General features: G+C 32.9%; 14 protein-coding genes. All 14 read left to right on the top strand.

Annotation, left to right across the window (positions count from 1 at the left end; all coding sequences use genetic code 11):
- Positions 1 to 33 precede the first annotated feature (33 nt).
- On the top strand, positions 34 to 1,215 hold the full coding sequence (locus H8S65_RS09175) for a 6-bladed beta-propeller (RefSeq protein ID WP_186929694.1): 1,182 nt from the start codon (positions 34 to 36) through the stop codon (positions 1,213 to 1,215).
- Positions 1,216 to 1,306: 91 nt separating this feature from the next.
- Complete coding sequence (locus H8S65_RS09170; RefSeq protein WP_186929693.1) at positions 1,307 to 2,509, top strand: DUF4934 domain-containing protein; 1,203 nt, start codon at positions 1,307 to 1,309, stop codon at positions 2,507 to 2,509.
- 81 nt (positions 2,510 to 2,590) lie between these two features.
- Positions 2,591 to 3,904: a leucine-rich repeat domain-containing protein gene (locus H8S65_RS09165; protein WP_186929692.1), complete on the top strand. Its 1,314-nt coding sequence runs from the start codon at positions 2,591 to 2,593 to the stop codon at positions 3,902 to 3,904.
- 363 nt (positions 3,905 to 4,267) lie between these two features.
- Complete coding sequence (locus H8S65_RS09160; protein ID WP_186929691.1) at positions 4,268 to 6,166, top strand: tetratricopeptide repeat protein; 1,899 nt, start codon at positions 4,268 to 4,270, stop codon at positions 6,164 to 6,166.
- 154 nt (positions 6,167 to 6,320) lie between these two features.
- Positions 6,321 to 6,719: a DUF3244 domain-containing protein gene (locus tag H8S65_RS09155; RefSeq protein ID WP_186929690.1), complete on the top strand. Its 399-nt coding sequence runs from the start codon at positions 6,321 to 6,323 to the stop codon at positions 6,717 to 6,719.
- Positions 6,720 to 6,818: 99 nt separating this feature from the next.
- Positions 6,819 to 7,037, top strand: a complete 219-nt coding sequence (locus H8S65_RS09150) for a TIGR04149 family rSAM-modified RiPP (RefSeq protein WP_186929689.1) — start codon at positions 6,819 to 6,821, stop codon at positions 7,035 to 7,037.
- Positions 7,038 to 7,150: 113 nt separating this feature from the next.
- Positions 7,151 to 8,359 carry a DUF4934 domain-containing protein gene (locus tag H8S65_RS09145; protein ID WP_186929688.1) on the top strand — a complete coding sequence of 403 codons (1,209 nt, stop codon included), beginning with the start codon at positions 7,151 to 7,153 and terminating at the stop codon, positions 8,357 to 8,359.
- Between the two features lie 7 nt (positions 8,360 to 8,366).
- Complete coding sequence (locus H8S65_RS09140; RefSeq protein ID WP_186929687.1) at positions 8,367 to 9,629, top strand: radical SAM peptide maturase; 1,263 nt, start codon at positions 8,367 to 8,369, stop codon at positions 9,627 to 9,629.
- A 19-nt stretch (positions 9,630 to 9,648) separates the two neighbouring features.
- Complete coding sequence (locus H8S65_RS09135) at positions 9,649 to 10,836, top strand: TIGR04150 pseudo-rSAM protein (protein ID WP_222616263.1); 1,188 nt, start codon at positions 9,649 to 9,651, stop codon at positions 10,834 to 10,836.
- Complete coding sequence (locus tag H8S65_RS09130; protein ID WP_186929685.1) at positions 10,833 to 11,528, top strand: lanthionine synthetase LanC family protein; 696 nt, start codon at positions 10,833 to 10,835, stop codon at positions 11,526 to 11,528. Before H8S65_RS09135 ends, H8S65_RS09130 begins: the two co-directional genes overlap by 4 nt.
- Positions 11,500 to 12,708, top strand: a complete 1,209-nt coding sequence (locus H8S65_RS09125; protein ID WP_186929684.1) for a glycosyltransferase — start codon at positions 11,500 to 11,502, stop codon at positions 12,706 to 12,708. Before H8S65_RS09130 ends, H8S65_RS09125 begins: the two co-directional genes overlap by 29 nt.
- Positions 12,709 to 12,788: 80 nt before the next feature.
- A complete protein-coding gene (locus tag H8S65_RS09120; RefSeq protein WP_186929683.1) occupies positions 12,789 to 14,792 on the top strand; it encodes a glycosyltransferase in 2,004 nt (667 codons plus the stop codon).
- Between the two features lie 15 nt (positions 14,793 to 14,807).
- Positions 14,808 to 15,386 carry a hypothetical protein gene (locus H8S65_RS09115; protein ID WP_186929682.1) on the top strand — a complete coding sequence of 193 codons (579 nt, stop codon included), beginning with the start codon at positions 14,808 to 14,810 and terminating at the stop codon, positions 15,384 to 15,386.
- A 20-nt stretch (positions 15,387 to 15,406) separates the two neighbouring features.
- A partial coding sequence (locus H8S65_RS09110) for a cysteine peptidase family C39 domain-containing protein (protein WP_255489123.1) occupies positions 15,407 to 15,751 on the top strand: 345 nt, incomplete at its 3' end.

Genomic DNA, 15,751 nt, shown 5'->3' with positions numbered 1-15,751 from the left:
TACCTATCTTTGTTACCATAAAGAATAACAAGAATGAAACAAACAAATCTACTTTTAGCAGCCATTCTGTTGGTGGTATTGGCAGGATGCGTCGAATACAGACAATCACACGATGATTTAATAACTGTTGACCTGTCGAAAAGCTATCCTAAAAAGGAACTGATCCTTCAGGATTTGATGGATGTGGAGTATATCGCGTTGGAAACCACCGACGAGTTTCTTACACAAGGTTTGGTGCAAGATGTTGGAAAAGAATACCTGTTGGTGAGCAACAGGAATAGGGACGGGGATATTTTTATTTTTGACCGGAAAACCGGTAAAGGATTAAGGAAGATAAACCGGCAAGGGCAAGGAGCGGAAGAATATGCCGGGATTAATAGGATTATTCTTGATGAAAGCAATGATGAGATATTAGTGATGTCGCCGGGGAATAAAATATTGGTGTATGATCTTTACGGAGAATACAAACGGTGTTTGAAGCTTGACCGGGAAGTTTCATCTGTTTTTGATTATGACAAATCTAATTTAATTGGCTATGATATGTCTGATTATCATAATAAAGGAAAGGATAGAAGCAAATCGTACCATATTCTCATATCCAAGCAGGATGGGAGCATCACCCGGGAAATTTTTATTCCTTTCAAAACGATCGACACGCCGGTCGTGACAGGTGACGGTGGATTTGTTGCCAGTTATTCTTACCAAATACGCCAAAGTCACGGCAAATGTACACTTATGGACACATCATCCGATACATTGTATAACTATGCACCGGATGGTACATTAACCCCCTTTATTGCAAGAACCCCTTCCGCACATACTATGGAGCCTGAAGTTTTTCTTTATATGGGTATTTATACCGACCGTTATTATTTTATGCAAACCGTTAAAAATGTATTTAACTTTGAAAAGGGCAATGGGTTCTATACGGATGAACTGATGTATGACAAAGAAGAAAAAGCCGTATATCAAGTTGCCGTATACAATGGTGACTATGCAGAAAAAAGAACGGTAGCTATGACAGCGAAGCCAATTAATAGCGAAATCGAAGACGCCACAAGCTTAAATGCCTCCCGGCTCGTTGAGATTTATAAGAAAGGCCAACTGAAAGACGGTCAATTGAAAGAAATCGCTTCGAGGCTGAGTGAAGAAGACAATCCGGTGATTATGTTGGTAAGGCAAAAAACAAAAGTCAACAAAATGTCACCAAAATAATAAGGGGATATGGGCGGATATTGGAAAAAATGAACAAGTCCGTATACTGGAGGAAGATAACCGGGAACAACAAGCTAAATATGAACAGCAGTTGGAAGAGATCGAAACCCGAAGTAAGAGGACTGTTGAAGAAAAAGAAAAACTACGGGAAGAAAAAGACATTAAAAAGTGCATTATGAAAAAAAATATTTTAGCAACTTGTGTAGTGATTTTATTAATGATGAGTGGTTGTCAGTTAAGCATGGATAAACAAACTATATTACCAGTCCTTGATTTAGGTGCAACCATTGGATATTCTGTACCGGATACTTTTGTTTGGAATAATGTCGCAAAGCGAGTGAGTTATCTTCCAGTTTCAACAACAGATAGTGTTTTGTTGGCATTGGCCAGACCAGTGTATATAGGTAAAGATTTCCATTACATGGTAGATCATAAGACGAGTACTGTTTTTCGGATGGATAAAAAAGGAAAGATTATATCTTCTTTTTCCAAGAAAGGGCAAGGTCCTGGGGAATATGTTGATTTAACATATGTACACGTTGAACCGGAAAACCGTATGGTGTGTGTATATGATCAAAAACGTAATAAATATATCATGTATGATTTGGATGGAAATTTCATCCATGAGATTTCATTTGCGGAAAAGAAAATTAATACCCCGCTTTTGATCACTTCGGATTATGCCTTAGTCAAAGGGGTTGATAGTGGATCTGAATGTAAATTATATCTGACAGACAAAACATTCAATATCGAAAAAGGGATATTTCCACTTGATATGTCTTTGACGGATATGGAACGGCTATGTTTGATTTGGCGAATTAATTATTGCCGGAATCGTGATCAGGCCATTGTCCATTATGCAGATGAAGATACGGTATTTACTGTGACAAAAGGAGGGATATCCCCCATTTGCATATTGGAAAAAGGGGCATATAAACTTCCACCGGAAAAAGCAAAAGAGTTGCTCGCCGGAGATTCTCCTTATCTCCAGGCAATGGGTTTGTCTTTGATTTCGAACTATTATGTAGTCTCTTATCTGTTTAAAAATAAATCATATGATGAAATATGGGACAAAGCCAACAATCGGATTCTATCGCGTTTTTCAAATGAAGGAGGAAAATTCGGGATTCCATTCCGTTTGCCTAATGGTAAAAAAACATGGATAAATACGAGATCCTTATACATTGACAGCAACGCGGTCGCTTTTTCAATAGGTGCAGATGTTGCATCGGAAGGTGGCGTTCCCGGAGTCGATGAGGACGGTAATCCAGTTTTGGTGATTATGGAATTATGATAAGAGGAAGAGTTTAATACTTCCGGCGCAGTATAAAATCGAAAATTGATATTGTTAAACTTTAAATGATTTGTTGGGATTATGGAAAGAAGCACAGTTACAAATTTGTTGATCTGTTTGTTCATGGTCTTTCTGTTGTGGATGCCCAAGGGTTTATTAAGGGCGGAAGATAGCGGATATGTATTGGCAGATGGGAAATTGACGATTCTGACAACTGAAGGGTTTGGAAAGTGGAAAGATGTAAACCCTAAGACGAAGTTGTCTGTGACGAAAATAAAAATAGCAGAGGGAATACGGAATATCCCGACTTATTCATTTCGGGAGCTGGTATGTCTTCAATCGGTTGAACTTCCGGTTTCTTTAGAAACAATTGGAGGTGCTGCATTTTTTAGATGCCAGCGTTTGTCGCGTGTTCGCTTTCCGGCTAATTCCAATTTGAAGGTGATTGGAGCACACGCTTTTAGAGAGACAGGTTTGGAGTCCGTATCTATTCCTGTATCTGTGAAAGAGATCAGGAACTCGGCATTTAGAGAATGTGGCCGTTTGTCATCTGTAATATTTCCGGAAAAAGGAGCATTGGAGATCATCGGAGAGTGGGGGTTCTCTCAAACTCCGCTTGGTTCTGTTTCCATACCGGCTTCGGTCAGGGATATTAAGAAGGCTGCTTTTTTGGAATGCCGGCACCTTTCATCGCTGAAATTTTCTCAAGGGATTGGCCTTAAAAAAATAAATGCAGGAGTTTTTTCCCTTACGGCTCTTGACTCTGTAGAAATACCGGAATCGGTCAGGGTGATAGAAGAGCGTGCTTTTAGTTATTGCAGGCGATTACAATCGGTAACGTTTTCCGGATTTGAATTAGAGGAGATCGGGAGTTTTGCTTTTGCCGAGGCGGCGCTCCGGTCTGTATTTATTCCGGCTTCTGTACAAAAAATAGGTAGTCTCGCCTTTTTGGATTGTAAAAGATTAAGGTCTCTCTCCTTTGCGGAAGACGCAAATTTGGGAAGTATGGGCAAGGCCGCTTTTTATGGGACGGGTGTTCGTTTTGTGCAGATTCCATCTTCGTTGGCAGTGATTGATGCAGGTGTTTTCTCGCATAGCCGGGTTCGGTTCGTTTACATTCCGGAATCTGTTGTGGCAATAGAAAAGAGTGCTTTCTCTTATACAAGATTGGAGACTGTCCTTATCCCGAAATCAGTAAAGTTGATTGGTGATAAGGCTTTTTATAATTGCTCTCGATTGAAAAAAGTAGAGTTCGCTTCTTTTAATGCTCCTGAAAAATTTGGTAAGGATGTATTTGATATGTGTCTTTCTTTAACTGCTATTTACATCCCGAAGGAAGGAAAAGGCTATAGAAGTTCTAACTGGGAAAAATATGAACGGTTTATAAAAGAGTAAATTTGGGGCATCAGGATTATGATTTTGTCGTTCGTTATTGTAAAAAGTACCGGATGTGTCCCAAAATGGAAGCTACCACTATCTATTATTATTCACAAGTACCCAAAACAATAGACTTTGATTCTTGCACCGAGCAGATAGGGTTTCTTTGCGAGTTTTTCTGGTTTTAAAAAGCAGCCATGATCGGATATGATAATCGGCAGCGAAGGAAGAAAGGAAAAATATGGGGTTAACCAAATGCTTACGTCTAAACAAAACAGCTTATTATCACTGATATGTGTAATTGTCAACAAATTGTCAACAAAAAAATAAGGGAGTATGAGTGAATATTGATAATATTGCATTTAAAACAAACGCTATAAAATGAATAGAAACATATACGTTATATTTTTGTCGTTAGCCTTTTGTCTAATTGCTTGCCGGCAGCACCCCCATATCCAGTCCCTTTTACAGGAGGCGGAAACCTTAATGGGGAGCCGGCCGGACAGTTCGTTGATCCTTTTAGAGTCCATCCCGTCTCCTGAAAAACTCTCAGAGGAAGACTATGCCACCTGGTGTCTGCTGATAACGCAGGCACGGGATAAGAATTATGTGGAGCATACGTCGGATTCGGTGATCGGGGTGGCGGTACGGTATTTTGAGAAAGAGAATAATCCTAAGTATTATGCAAAAGCCTTGTATTACCAAGGACGAATCTATCAGGATTTAGGAAATGTAGAGAAAGCAACGTCTTTTTTTATCAATTCATTGGATGTGGGGAAGCGCAGTTCTGATTATTTGCAACTGTTTTTAACTTCATCCCGGCTGGGAACGTTGTATGCCCGTTTTAATGTACAGAAGAAAGCAATGGTAGCTTATCATGATGCATTACAATATGCCCTTGCAAGCCAAGATAGCTCTTCTATATCTTATGGCTATTCTTATATGGGAAGAGCCTATAGCTTGTTAGAAGAATGGGAACAGAGTCTTTCTTTTTATGAAAAAGCATTGTTCATCTCTACTCAAATAAAAGATCTTCAGGCTACAGAGTTAGCAATGAATGAATATGTCGCCGTTTGTGCGAACGCTGACAGGTTTGATAAAATAGCCGATTATGTAGACAAATTGTTGGAAATAAAGCAAGACGGGGGTGACAAAGCGGGTAATTTGGAACGATTATATTTTACAATAGGGGATTTGTTCAGGCATATAGGACGAAATGATGAATCCGTTTTGTATTTAAAGAAAGCACTTTTGTCTGATAATCTGTATACATTAGCCGGGAGTTGTCAGAGTTTATATTTTTTATATGAAGAACTGGAACAATATGAAAATGCGGTTCGATATAATAATAAGTATTGGGAGTATGCAGATTCCATCCAAAAAATGGAGAATAATAAAGCTATCATGGAGATCGAGACTAAATACAATCATGAAAAAATACAAAAAGAGAATTTGCAGCTGAGATTGAAGAATGTCTGGATAGCCTGTGGAGGCACATTAGGATTATTGGCGGCCTTGGGATTTGTTTTTACGATGGTGAAGATCTTTCGGAGACGATTAAAAGATAAAGAAAAATTTATTTCAGATTTAGAAGAGCAGTTGGAAGAATTAAAAGAGGAATCGCTTTTCATCTTATCCAAGATGGAAAGAAACCATTCAGAAGTACTTGATTTATCCGAACAGTTAGAAAAGATACGACAGGAGTATAACAAAGTAAAGGACGAAAAAGAAATATTGAAACAGTCAGATGGAGACTTCAGAATCAAACAGGAAAGTTTGTCACAACAATTAAAAGAAAAGGCTGACAAGATAACTCAAATTGAAAAAGCCCAATCCATGTTTATTTATGAGAATAAAAAATTAGAAAAGAAAAATCTGGATTTGAAAGAGATGATTGGCTCATTGCAGAAAAATATTTTTGTGCTAATAGAAAAAAAGAATTTAGATAAACACAATGTCGTTTCATTTGCCTTACTAATAAAAATGAGGAACGAGAAAAAAAATCTTCGGGATGAGGAGTGGAAAGAACTTTTTATTATAGTCAATTTGTTGCATGAAAATTTTGTAGATCGATTATTAATCAGTTTTCCAAAATTGAAGAATGAAGATTTAAAGTTATGTTGTTTGACTAAACTTCAGTTTACAAATGAGGAGATCTCCTCATTTTTATGTATACAAGAAGAGTCAGTAATCAAACGTAAACAACGTTTTAAATCCAAAATTGGAGATCCTGAAAATTGGGGCAAAGGTGGTTTTGATGTTTATATTGCAAGTTTTTAACATATTGTGTCCATATTTAGTGGTGTGTATTTGTCTTTTTGTTGATATTGTAATTTTCTGTTTTATAAATAATTATGTATGTGTATAAGATTTTTTTAAATGTCCATTCGGATTTAAATAAACTCTTGTAACTTTGTAACCAAACAGAATAGCCATGAAACATACTTATTTAAACAGTTGGATTATTTTATTAGTAGGATGTTTATTCGTCCTTAGTACACAAAACTTATTTGCATCTTCTTCCGATTCAGGAGAAGGTGGAAAAAAGAAAGTCCCGTTACAGGGAAAATGGTTTGAAGATAAACGTTCAGTAGAGATTGATTATTCGGTATCAGTCTCTTGGGATGGAACCTGTCTTTATGTAGAGAGTCTCTCTCCTCGTTCAACTATTCATGTTACATTATCTAATGGAGTCGAGAGCGTCTGCGTTGAAACGATTCCGGCAGGCACTTGTCCGGCTACAATTTATGTAGGGGCATTGGAGTCCGGTCAACGGTACCAGTTGGTTCTGACTAACCAGTTCGGAGATCGATTGGAAGGGGCTGTTGATTGACTTAGGTGGAAACTTCGCTGGTTTTTAGTATCGAATATTAAATATTAATTAGCAGTTGGTTTTACTAACCAATTGGAATTTTATCTTAAAAAATATATCATGAGAGAATTAAAAAGATTATCATTGCATAATCTTAGCCAGGCTGAGATTGCAAAAAAAAGACAAAGCCTTTTGAAAGGTGGATCTGGTAGTGTATCTGTGTGTTTATGTGGCTGTCGTTATGCTGGAGGCCAATCTGGTCCAGATGACAGTTATTATGGTGGATCTTCAGATATAGATAATGGAGATGCTAATGCAGATAAGGGACTTTATTCTTAAAATTGCAATTAAGAGAAGAAAGGGAAAAAATCCCTTTCTTCTCTTTCTCTTTCTCTTTCTCTTTCTCTTTCTCTTTCTCTTTCTTTTTCTCTTTCTTTTTATTATTATGGTTTATGAAAAAAATAGAATTTGCACTTTGGTCGATATTGTTTTTGGGATGTAGTAATGTCTCAAAAAAAGACAATGGAAAAATATCAATAGAAAGCCAGATTGATGCCATTAGTAATGATAATACTGATGGTAATATAAGAATTGATGTTTCAAAAAAGTATGATGAGAAAAAGATTTCAATACAGAATATTTCAAATATTAGTTATATTTCATTAGAAACAAATGATGATTTTCTGTGGAGAGGAAATGTAAAAGGGATTACGGAAAGTTATATATTAGGAGGAGATAATAAAACTGGTGATATATTGTTGTTCGATCGGAATGGTAAAAGTGTAAAAAAAATTAATCATAAAGGAAATGGAGCTCAAGAATATACGTCATTCATAACTATAGTACCGGATGAGGATAATGCAGAGATATTTGTTAATGATAATTTTAAAAAGAAAATATTTGTGTATGATTTTGATGGCACTTATAAGCGTGTATTAAATTATCCGTCTGGAGGAATGTTTTATCGAATATATGATTTTGATGATAAGTATTTGATAGGTTATGATAAGCGGAATAATGAGATTCTGAATAAATTTGTTATATTCTCAAAACAAAACGGGAGTGTAAAAAAAGAAATAACTTTAAGTCAAAAAGTAAAGATTTCCGAGAGATTCCGATATAAATCAAAAAATGGTGGAATGGTTGTAGTTGCTACGGAGATATATCCTTTGATGAAATCGGGAAATGATTTTGTGTTGTCAGATATATCTTGTGATACAATATATAAAATGAATAAAAATATGGAGTATGCTCCTTACATTGTCCGTGATCCTTCTATTTGTAATATGGAAAAGTCGGCTTTTTTATTTTATATATTAGAAACAGACCAATATCTTTTTGCAAATACAGTTACAAAGGAATTTGATATGGATAAGCAAGAAGGGTATCCTTCTGTATCCTTAATGTATGATAAGAAAATAAAACAAATTTATGAGGTGCATTTCTATAATAGTGACTATATTAATATGAAAGAATTAGAAATAGGACCTGAAGCAATATCTTTCTTTTCCGTATTAGATAATGTTTGTGTTGTTCGATTAGATCCTATCTCCTTAATTGATGATTATGAAAATGGAAATTTGAAGGGCGAACTAAAAAAAATAGCATCTACTCTAAAGGAAGATGATAATGATGTCTTGATGGTGATACGGTTTAAATGAGTATTTTATGAAGCATGATGGTTTTTTGGAAGTGAATTCAAAACAAATAATTTATAATTTGTTGAATTTGAAGCAACTTGTGTTTGAGGTTACAGATTCTTGTAATTTGAACTGTAAGTATTGTGGTTATTCGGATCTTTATGTTGGATATGATGAGAGAAAAAATAATTATTTGAATGTCGCTGTATCGAAGACTGTTATTGATTATTTAGTCGACATATGGAGAGAGAATTTATTAGAAGATATGGTTAAGCCTTTAACCATAGGATTTTATGGTGGTGAACCTTTGCTGAATATGAAATTCATAAAGGATACTGTTTCATATGTTGAAACACTTAAAGATACGCGTAAGATATTTCGATATTCTATGACAACAAACGCAGTTCTGTTAGATAAATATTGGGATTATCTTGTCGAAAAAGATTTTCATTTATTGATTAGCTTGGATGGAGACGAATTTTCTCATAGTTATAGGGTTGATCATGCAGGATATAATTCATTTTATAAGGTGTATGATAATGTTTGCAAACTGCAATCTTTGTTTCCTGAATACTTTGAAAAAAATGTCGCTTTTAATACTGTTTTGCATGATAGAAATGATGTCGATTCTGTTCATGATTTTATGGTTAGTAACTTTGATAAAGTTTCATCTTTCTCATCTTTAAATACATCAGGTATTAAAACTGATAAGCGAGGTGTGTTTGAGAAAATGTATAAAAATGTTGTGGATAGTATGGGAAAGTCCGAAAATTTGGATTTGTTGGAAAAGAAAATGTTTATAAAATCTCCTATGATTTATAGATTATCTTCTTTTCTATTCCAATATACTGGGAATGTTTATTATGATTATAATTCATTATTCTTTTCTAAGGATGACTTTTACCAATATCCGACAGGTACATGTACTCCATTTCTGAAAAAAATGTATGTGACAGTTAACGGAAAAATATTGCAATGTGAAAAAATTGATCATGATTTTTATTTGGGAATTGTTAAAGATGGAAGTGTATTAATAGATTTTGATCATGTGGCAGAGAGACATAATTATTTTGTTCATAAATTTATCGATGATTGTTCTTCTTGTGCTATAAGAGGGAACTGTATTCAATGTGTTTATCAAAATGATGATATCAGAGATGAAAATGTTAGCTGTAAATTTTATAGAGATGTCCAAAAGAATGAACACATGTGTAAAGAGTATTTATTCTATTTGAAAGCAAATCCGGATTTATATCAAAGAATATTAACGGAGGTTATAATGGAAAATTAGAAGGAAATAAATTATGTATTTGAAATTATATGAAGATGTGTTTGTTTGGCGAAATGAGCGTGAATATTTTATTTATAATTCAAAAAATTATAAATCGTTTTTATGTGATTCTACGCCTTGTTTGGAAATAATATATAATAGAATTGCTGATTTTAATAATTTATATTTTATTTTAATAGAGGAGGATTTGTTGGATGTGAGTGTTAAAAATTGGATTGATAATATTATTAAAATTGATGCTGGATGTGTTGGGGAAAGTCTTGATTCGTTTGATTCTCCTGTTTCTTTCCCTCCATTATTGAGAATCCAAACAGATATTGAACGTATAAAATGGATGTATTCGCAAGGATATACAGGGGAAATGCTTAAGTATTTGCATGATATAACAATTCATATTAATGGTTCGTTAAATGGAAATTTGTATTATGCAAGACAAATGGAATATCCAATTAAAACTGCTAATTTTATATCTATTGATGTTGTTGATAACTTATTGTTATATGTTTCAAAATCAGTAACAAAAAATATTTGTATAATTGGTAATATCTTTTCTTATTATGCATTTGATAGATTGTTTAAGACGATAAAAATATATGATATAAATGTTTCAATATGTATTTTATTTAGTGATTTTATTGAAGCGGAAAATGCTATGAATATTTTGAATAATATAAATCTAAAAGTGGTTTTGATAATTGATGATATTATCGGATTTAGAGAGTGTATATGTGACTATTCTAATATGGATATTCAATTCGTATTTCCTATATTAAAGAAAGATGATATAAGTGAGGTGTTTGATGTTATAGATTTGAAAAAGTGTAACGATTATCTTCTTAAGCCTTTATATAACGGTGATAATATGAGTTTTTTTAAAAATAATGTATATTTAAGAAAAGACGATATTCTGAACTTTAAGTTAAATAAACGTGAAGTATATTTACACTATGTTGTAAATACAAATTTTTTTGGAAAGCTGATTTATATGCCAGATAATAAAGTCTATTCTAATTTGAATTATTCTCATATAGGTGAGAATTCAGAATTAGTGACAGAATTGATTTATCGAGAGATTGTTAATGGTAAGTCCTGGAGATTTATTAGAGATAATGGAGATTGTTCTAATTGTTTATATAAATATTTGTGTCCTTCTCCTTCTAATTATGAATTGATTTTTAATAAGATGAATTTATGTTGTACAATATGAATATGAAATCTTTAAAGCAAATTGTCGATTATTTGATTTTGAATTCTAGTGGTATGTCTGATCTTGGATTGTATCATGGGAAAGTCGGTGTCGCAATTTTTTTTGCACATTATTCTCGTTATTTGAAAAATGATCTATATGCTGATTTTTCATATTATTTAATAAAAGAATCATATGATGAATTGTTTTCTTATTTATTGAATATAGAATATGGTTTATCAGGCATTGGATGGGGTATTAATTATCTTGTAAATAATAATTATTTGTCTGGCAATATTGATGATGTGTTATATGATATTGATAGCTGTATATTAAAATGTGATTTGAATAAAATTGATGATTTTACTTTTGATAGAGGATTTGGTGGAATATTGTGTTATATTTGTAGTAGGTTGTTTTATAAATCAGATAAATGTTTATTTGATTCAAAATATTTAAATGATATAAAGGAGATATTGATACTTAATAATAATGTTTGCCTAGATTCTAATTCTAAAATTATTTTTAATATGTTTTTGAATGATAATTTTGATATAAAAATAGATAAGTTGATATTTGATATTATTAAAAATAGAAATAATTGTTGTAAATGTTCTTTTGATTCTTTAGGTCTTTTGGATGGGCTTTCTGGATTGGCATATATTTATTTAGATAATATGATGAATGATGAAACATGTTTATGTATTAGATGAAGATGGTATTGGTTCTATATATGGAATTAATACATATATTTGTAATTTATTGAAAATATTTCCTGTGGAAAATTTTTCTATTACAGTGTTTAAACTATATTCTAAAGAAACTATTTTAGATGTTGTTTATGATAAACATATTCGATATATTTATGTCCCAGATATGGATATGAAATATAAGAACGATTATTATTATAGGAATATATTTTATTTGATACTACCTTATATAAATCCGGAACATTATAATATCTTACATCTAAATTATAGATCATGTATTGATCTGGCTTATTTGTTGAAATATGAATTAAGGTTTAAGATTTTATTAGTATGGCATTATCAGACTTGGATTGATCTTTTAATAGAATCTGATGTTGATAAAGTCTTATCGAATAAAGTGAAAAGATTATCAGCTATAGAGGAACAGTTTTGTAAAGAATACGCTAAGGATAATGAATTATTGAAATGTTGTGATGGAATTATTTTATTGGCAGATCACTCATATTTGAGATTGAATAAAATGTTTGATTTAAAAACGCAACGTATTTTTATTGTGAATAATGGAATTGAAGATAAATATGTGTCAAATATTAATAGAGATACACTAAAGGTTAAATTTGAATTTGATGTCTCTGATAAGATTGTGTTATATGTTGGGCGATTGGATAGTAATAAAAATCCAAGTGTATTAATAAGTGCATTTGATAAACTAAAACAATGTTTCAATAATCTTAAATTAGTGATTGTTGGGCAAGGGAATTTTAGGCAGCCTTTATCTATTCTTTATCCTAGATATAAAAATATTATATTTACAGGTTTTTTGGAGCAAGAACAGTTGTCTGAATTATACAGAATTGCAGATTTAGGAGTTATACCTTCTCATTATGAGGAGTTTGGCTATGTTGCTACTGAGATGCTAATGTATGGTATTCCTATAATATCAAATAAATCAAGTGGACTGTCTGACGTTATTGGGAGTGATCTATATGGAGACTTGATTGATTTATATCGATCAGATAATCAGGAAGATTCAATAAATTTATTAGCAAGTTCAATGGCTCGTTTATTATTAGATCAAGATCGAAGAGTTCTGTTATCAAAGAATGCGCGTCTACGTTATCTTGAAAAATTCAGTATTGATATCTTTAAGCAAAAGATGATTGAGGTGTATAATGCTATTTGATATTATGGATTTTTTTGTGTATATATTTATTGGTTTAATTTGATGTTTTTTATGTATTGTATTAATATAGAGATATAAAAATGAGTCATACGCCTTTAATATCGGTTGTGATGCCTGTGTATAATAGTGATTGCTATTTACATAAGTCTATTGATAGTATTTTGGATCAGACATTTGTTGATTTTGAATTTATCATTATTAATGATGGATCAGATGATAATTCTGAAAATATTATTTTATCTTATAAAGATGAACGGATTATTTATTTAAAAAATGAATATAATGTTGGTAATTACTTGGCTCGTAATATAGGTCTTAAAATGGCCAAAGGAAAATATGTTGCGATAATGGATGCTGATGATATTGCTTTTCCTAACCGTTTAGCACGTCAGTTTATGTATTTAGAAGAGCATAAAGATGTAAAGGCTGTTGGTTCTTGGTTTATTTTTGAAAATAATCAACAACAGTGGAAGCACCCTGTAGAAGATGAACAGATTAGGCTCGGACTTTTAGAAAAGAATTGTTTTATGCATGCTTCATTAATGATTTGTTCAGATATATTGTATAAGTTGAATGGATATAATGAACTATATAGATATGCCTCTGATTATGATTTAGTTTGTCGAATAGTTTTTCATGGTAAAGTTTATAATTTGCCTGAGATATTAATGGTGTATAGATGCCATTCTACACAAATATCACAAAAATATATGCAAATACAACAACTGTTAGCTGAAAAAATACGACTTTGTTATCAACTAAATTTTATTAAATTTTACGGTAGAGGTAATTTGAAAGAGGTGGATCGATATACTATTGGAGATAAAAAACTGGGATATATTATATCTTTATATATATATTCTCGATTTATGGGTGATAAAGCTATTGAATATCAGGCTGATGAATATTTGTCTTCTGTTATTGATGAAATGTGTAATGAAGTAACTGTTAAATTGTACAACCTTGGGTGTGGATTTATATATTTATTGCGAAATGGTCTGATTCTAGGTAATGAAGATGATGTTTTGAGAGATATCGATTTGCAATTGGATTGGTTATGTTTGGCGTTAAATGTTGATGATAAAGAATCTTTGTTGGGTTGGATACATTATTTGTGTTTACGTATAGATATTAAAAATGGAAATAGCTTGGTCCTATTAAAAAACAAACAGAATTTAATCTGTCTTTTAAATTATCTTGACAAATTTGATATATGTGAAGATGATTCCATTTTGTTTAAGGATATGAGAAAAGTACACTTTGCCGGTTTATGTCCAGTTGTAACAAATCGTTTGCTTTTTGTTGAAAAAAATAAAATAGAAGTAACTTTTATTATACCAGTACGGATAGATTCGAAGGAAAGAGAAAGTAATTTGGACTGGTTAATAGAACGACTATCCCGTCGGAGAAATACTTTTATATTACTATTAGAAGCCGATACAGAGTCTCGTTATTTGTTGAAAGCTAAGTATGAAAACGTGAAATACTGTTTTGTAAGAGATAATGATCCTGTGTTTTATCGGACACATTATTTAAATCAGTTATTGCGAATGGCTGATACTTCTATTGTAGGAATATGGGATACAGATGTTGTTTTGTCTGAAAAACAGATAGAAGAATCTATATTAACTATATACGAGAATAGGTCCGCTCTTTGTTATCCTTACAATGGAATGTATTGTTCGCTTTCAATGCAGGGTAGTTTGTTGCTGAAGGAAGCTGGAATTTCTTCTATTAATTCATTATCTTCAAGTGATATTTTGTCTATATCTACTTCTTCGGTTGGTGGTGCATTTTTTGTTAATAGAAATTTATATTTACAATTAGGTGGAGAGAATGAATTCTTTTATGGTTGGGGATGTGAAGATTTGGAAAGATATAAACGTCTTGAAATATTATGTCAGCCAGTCTATCGGGTGGCTGGCCCGTTGTACCACCTTTATCACCCGCGAAAAGAAAATTCCTGGTATCAGAATGAAATGCTAGAATTAAGTAATCGTCAAGAGTTTTTGAAAGTCTGTGGTATGTCTTGTGAAGAGCTAAAGCAATATGTCCAATCATGGAAGTGGATTTCTGTAAAATAAAAGAAGATTTGGATTATGACTGAAGAAGAATTGGAGTTATTACGTAATGAACAGGAAAATTCTAAAATTTATTTAGAGTTTGGCTCCGGTAATAGTACTTTGATGGCGGCTTCTTGTTGTCATATACAGCAGATGGTAGTGGTGGAGTCTGATGATTCTTTTTTTCGTGCGAATGTTGATCCGAATCCGGAAATTAAAGAAGCTTTGGTTTCTGGTAAATTAAATTATCAATATATAAATGTAGGAAAAACAGAAGAATGGGGATACCCAATTACTTTTGACTATATGGAATCTTGGTCAAATTATCATTCGAAGGCATTCCATTTTGGAATGAACTATGATCTGGTATTAGTGGATGGACGTTTTCGTATTGCTTGTATTTTACAAACTTGTTTGAGATGTTCAAATAAGACGCGGATTTTAGTTCATGACTTTTTTATCAGGCCATCTTATTTTGTGGTTTTACCTTTTTTGATTTTAATAAAGCAGGTTGATACGTTTGGACTGTTCAAAATAGATGTCAGAAAAGTGAAAAAAAACCGTTCTTTGATTAAAGAATATATTGAAATATTCCAATATTATCCGGAACTTTAGGCTCTCAATAGAGAATATTTATGATAAAATCATTCCCCCATTACCACCAACTCGAATCCGCCGACTGCGGTCCCTCGTGCCTGCGCATGATCGCGAAGTACTACGGTCGCAGCTATTCCATCCAGTACCTTCGCGAACAGGCATTCATCACGCGCGAAGGGGTGTCGATGTTAGGCATCAGCGATGCCGCCGAGCGGATCGGGTTCCGGACGATGGGGGTGAAAGTGACGTTGGAACAGCTCAGGGCAGAAGTGCCCTTGCCTTGCGTTTTGCACTGGAACCAGAACCATTTCGTCGTATTATATAAGGTAAAGAACGGAAAATATTATATCGCCGATCCGGCTACCAAGAAATTAGTCTATGAA

The organism is Parabacteroides hominis (genome assembly GCF_014287585.1).
Classification (GTDB): domain Bacteria; phylum Bacteroidota; class Bacteroidia; order Bacteroidales; family Tannerellaceae; genus Parabacteroides; species Parabacteroides hominis.
This window is presented reverse-complemented; position numbering and strand designations above follow the sequence as displayed.

What these genes read in the sequence shown, in the direction of transcription:
- H8S65_RS09175 (WP_186929694.1), top strand. Translation starts at nt 34, where the DNA reads ATGAAACAAACAAATCTACTTTTAGCAGCCATTCTGTTGGTGGTATTG.
- H8S65_RS09165 (WP_186929692.1), top strand. Translation starts at nt 2,591, where the DNA reads ATGGAAAGAAGCACAGTTACAAATTTGTTGATCTGTTTGTTCATGGTC.
- H8S65_RS09160 (WP_186929691.1), top strand. Translation starts at nt 4,268, where the DNA reads ATGAATAGAAACATATACGTTATATTTTTGTCGTTAGCCTTTTGTCTA.
- H8S65_RS09155 (WP_186929690.1), top strand. Translation starts at nt 6,321, where the DNA reads ATGAAACATACTTATTTAAACAGTTGGATTATTTTATTAGTAGGATGT.
- H8S65_RS09150 (WP_186929689.1), top strand. Translation starts at nt 6,819, where the DNA reads ATGAGAGAATTAAAAAGATTATCATTGCATAATCTTAGCCAGGCTGAG.
- H8S65_RS09145 (WP_186929688.1), top strand. Translation starts at nt 7,151, where the DNA reads ATGAAAAAAATAGAATTTGCACTTTGGTCGATATTGTTTTTGGGATGT.
- H8S65_RS09140 (WP_186929687.1), top strand. Translation starts at nt 8,367, where the DNA reads ATGAAGCATGATGGTTTTTTGGAAGTGAATTCAAAACAAATAATTTAT.
- H8S65_RS09130 (WP_186929685.1), top strand. Translation starts at nt 10,833, where the DNA reads ATGAATATGAAATCTTTAAAGCAAATTGTCGATTATTTGATTTTGAAT.
- H8S65_RS09125 (WP_186929684.1), top strand. Translation starts at nt 11,500, where the DNA reads ATGATGAAACATGTTTATGTATTAGATGAAGATGGTATTGGTTCTATA.
- H8S65_RS09120 (WP_186929683.1), top strand. Translation starts at nt 12,789, where the DNA reads ATGAGTCATACGCCTTTAATATCGGTTGTGATGCCTGTGTATAATAGT.
- H8S65_RS09115 (WP_186929682.1), top strand. Translation starts at nt 14,808, where the DNA reads ATGACTGAAGAAGAATTGGAGTTATTACGTAATGAACAGGAAAATTCT.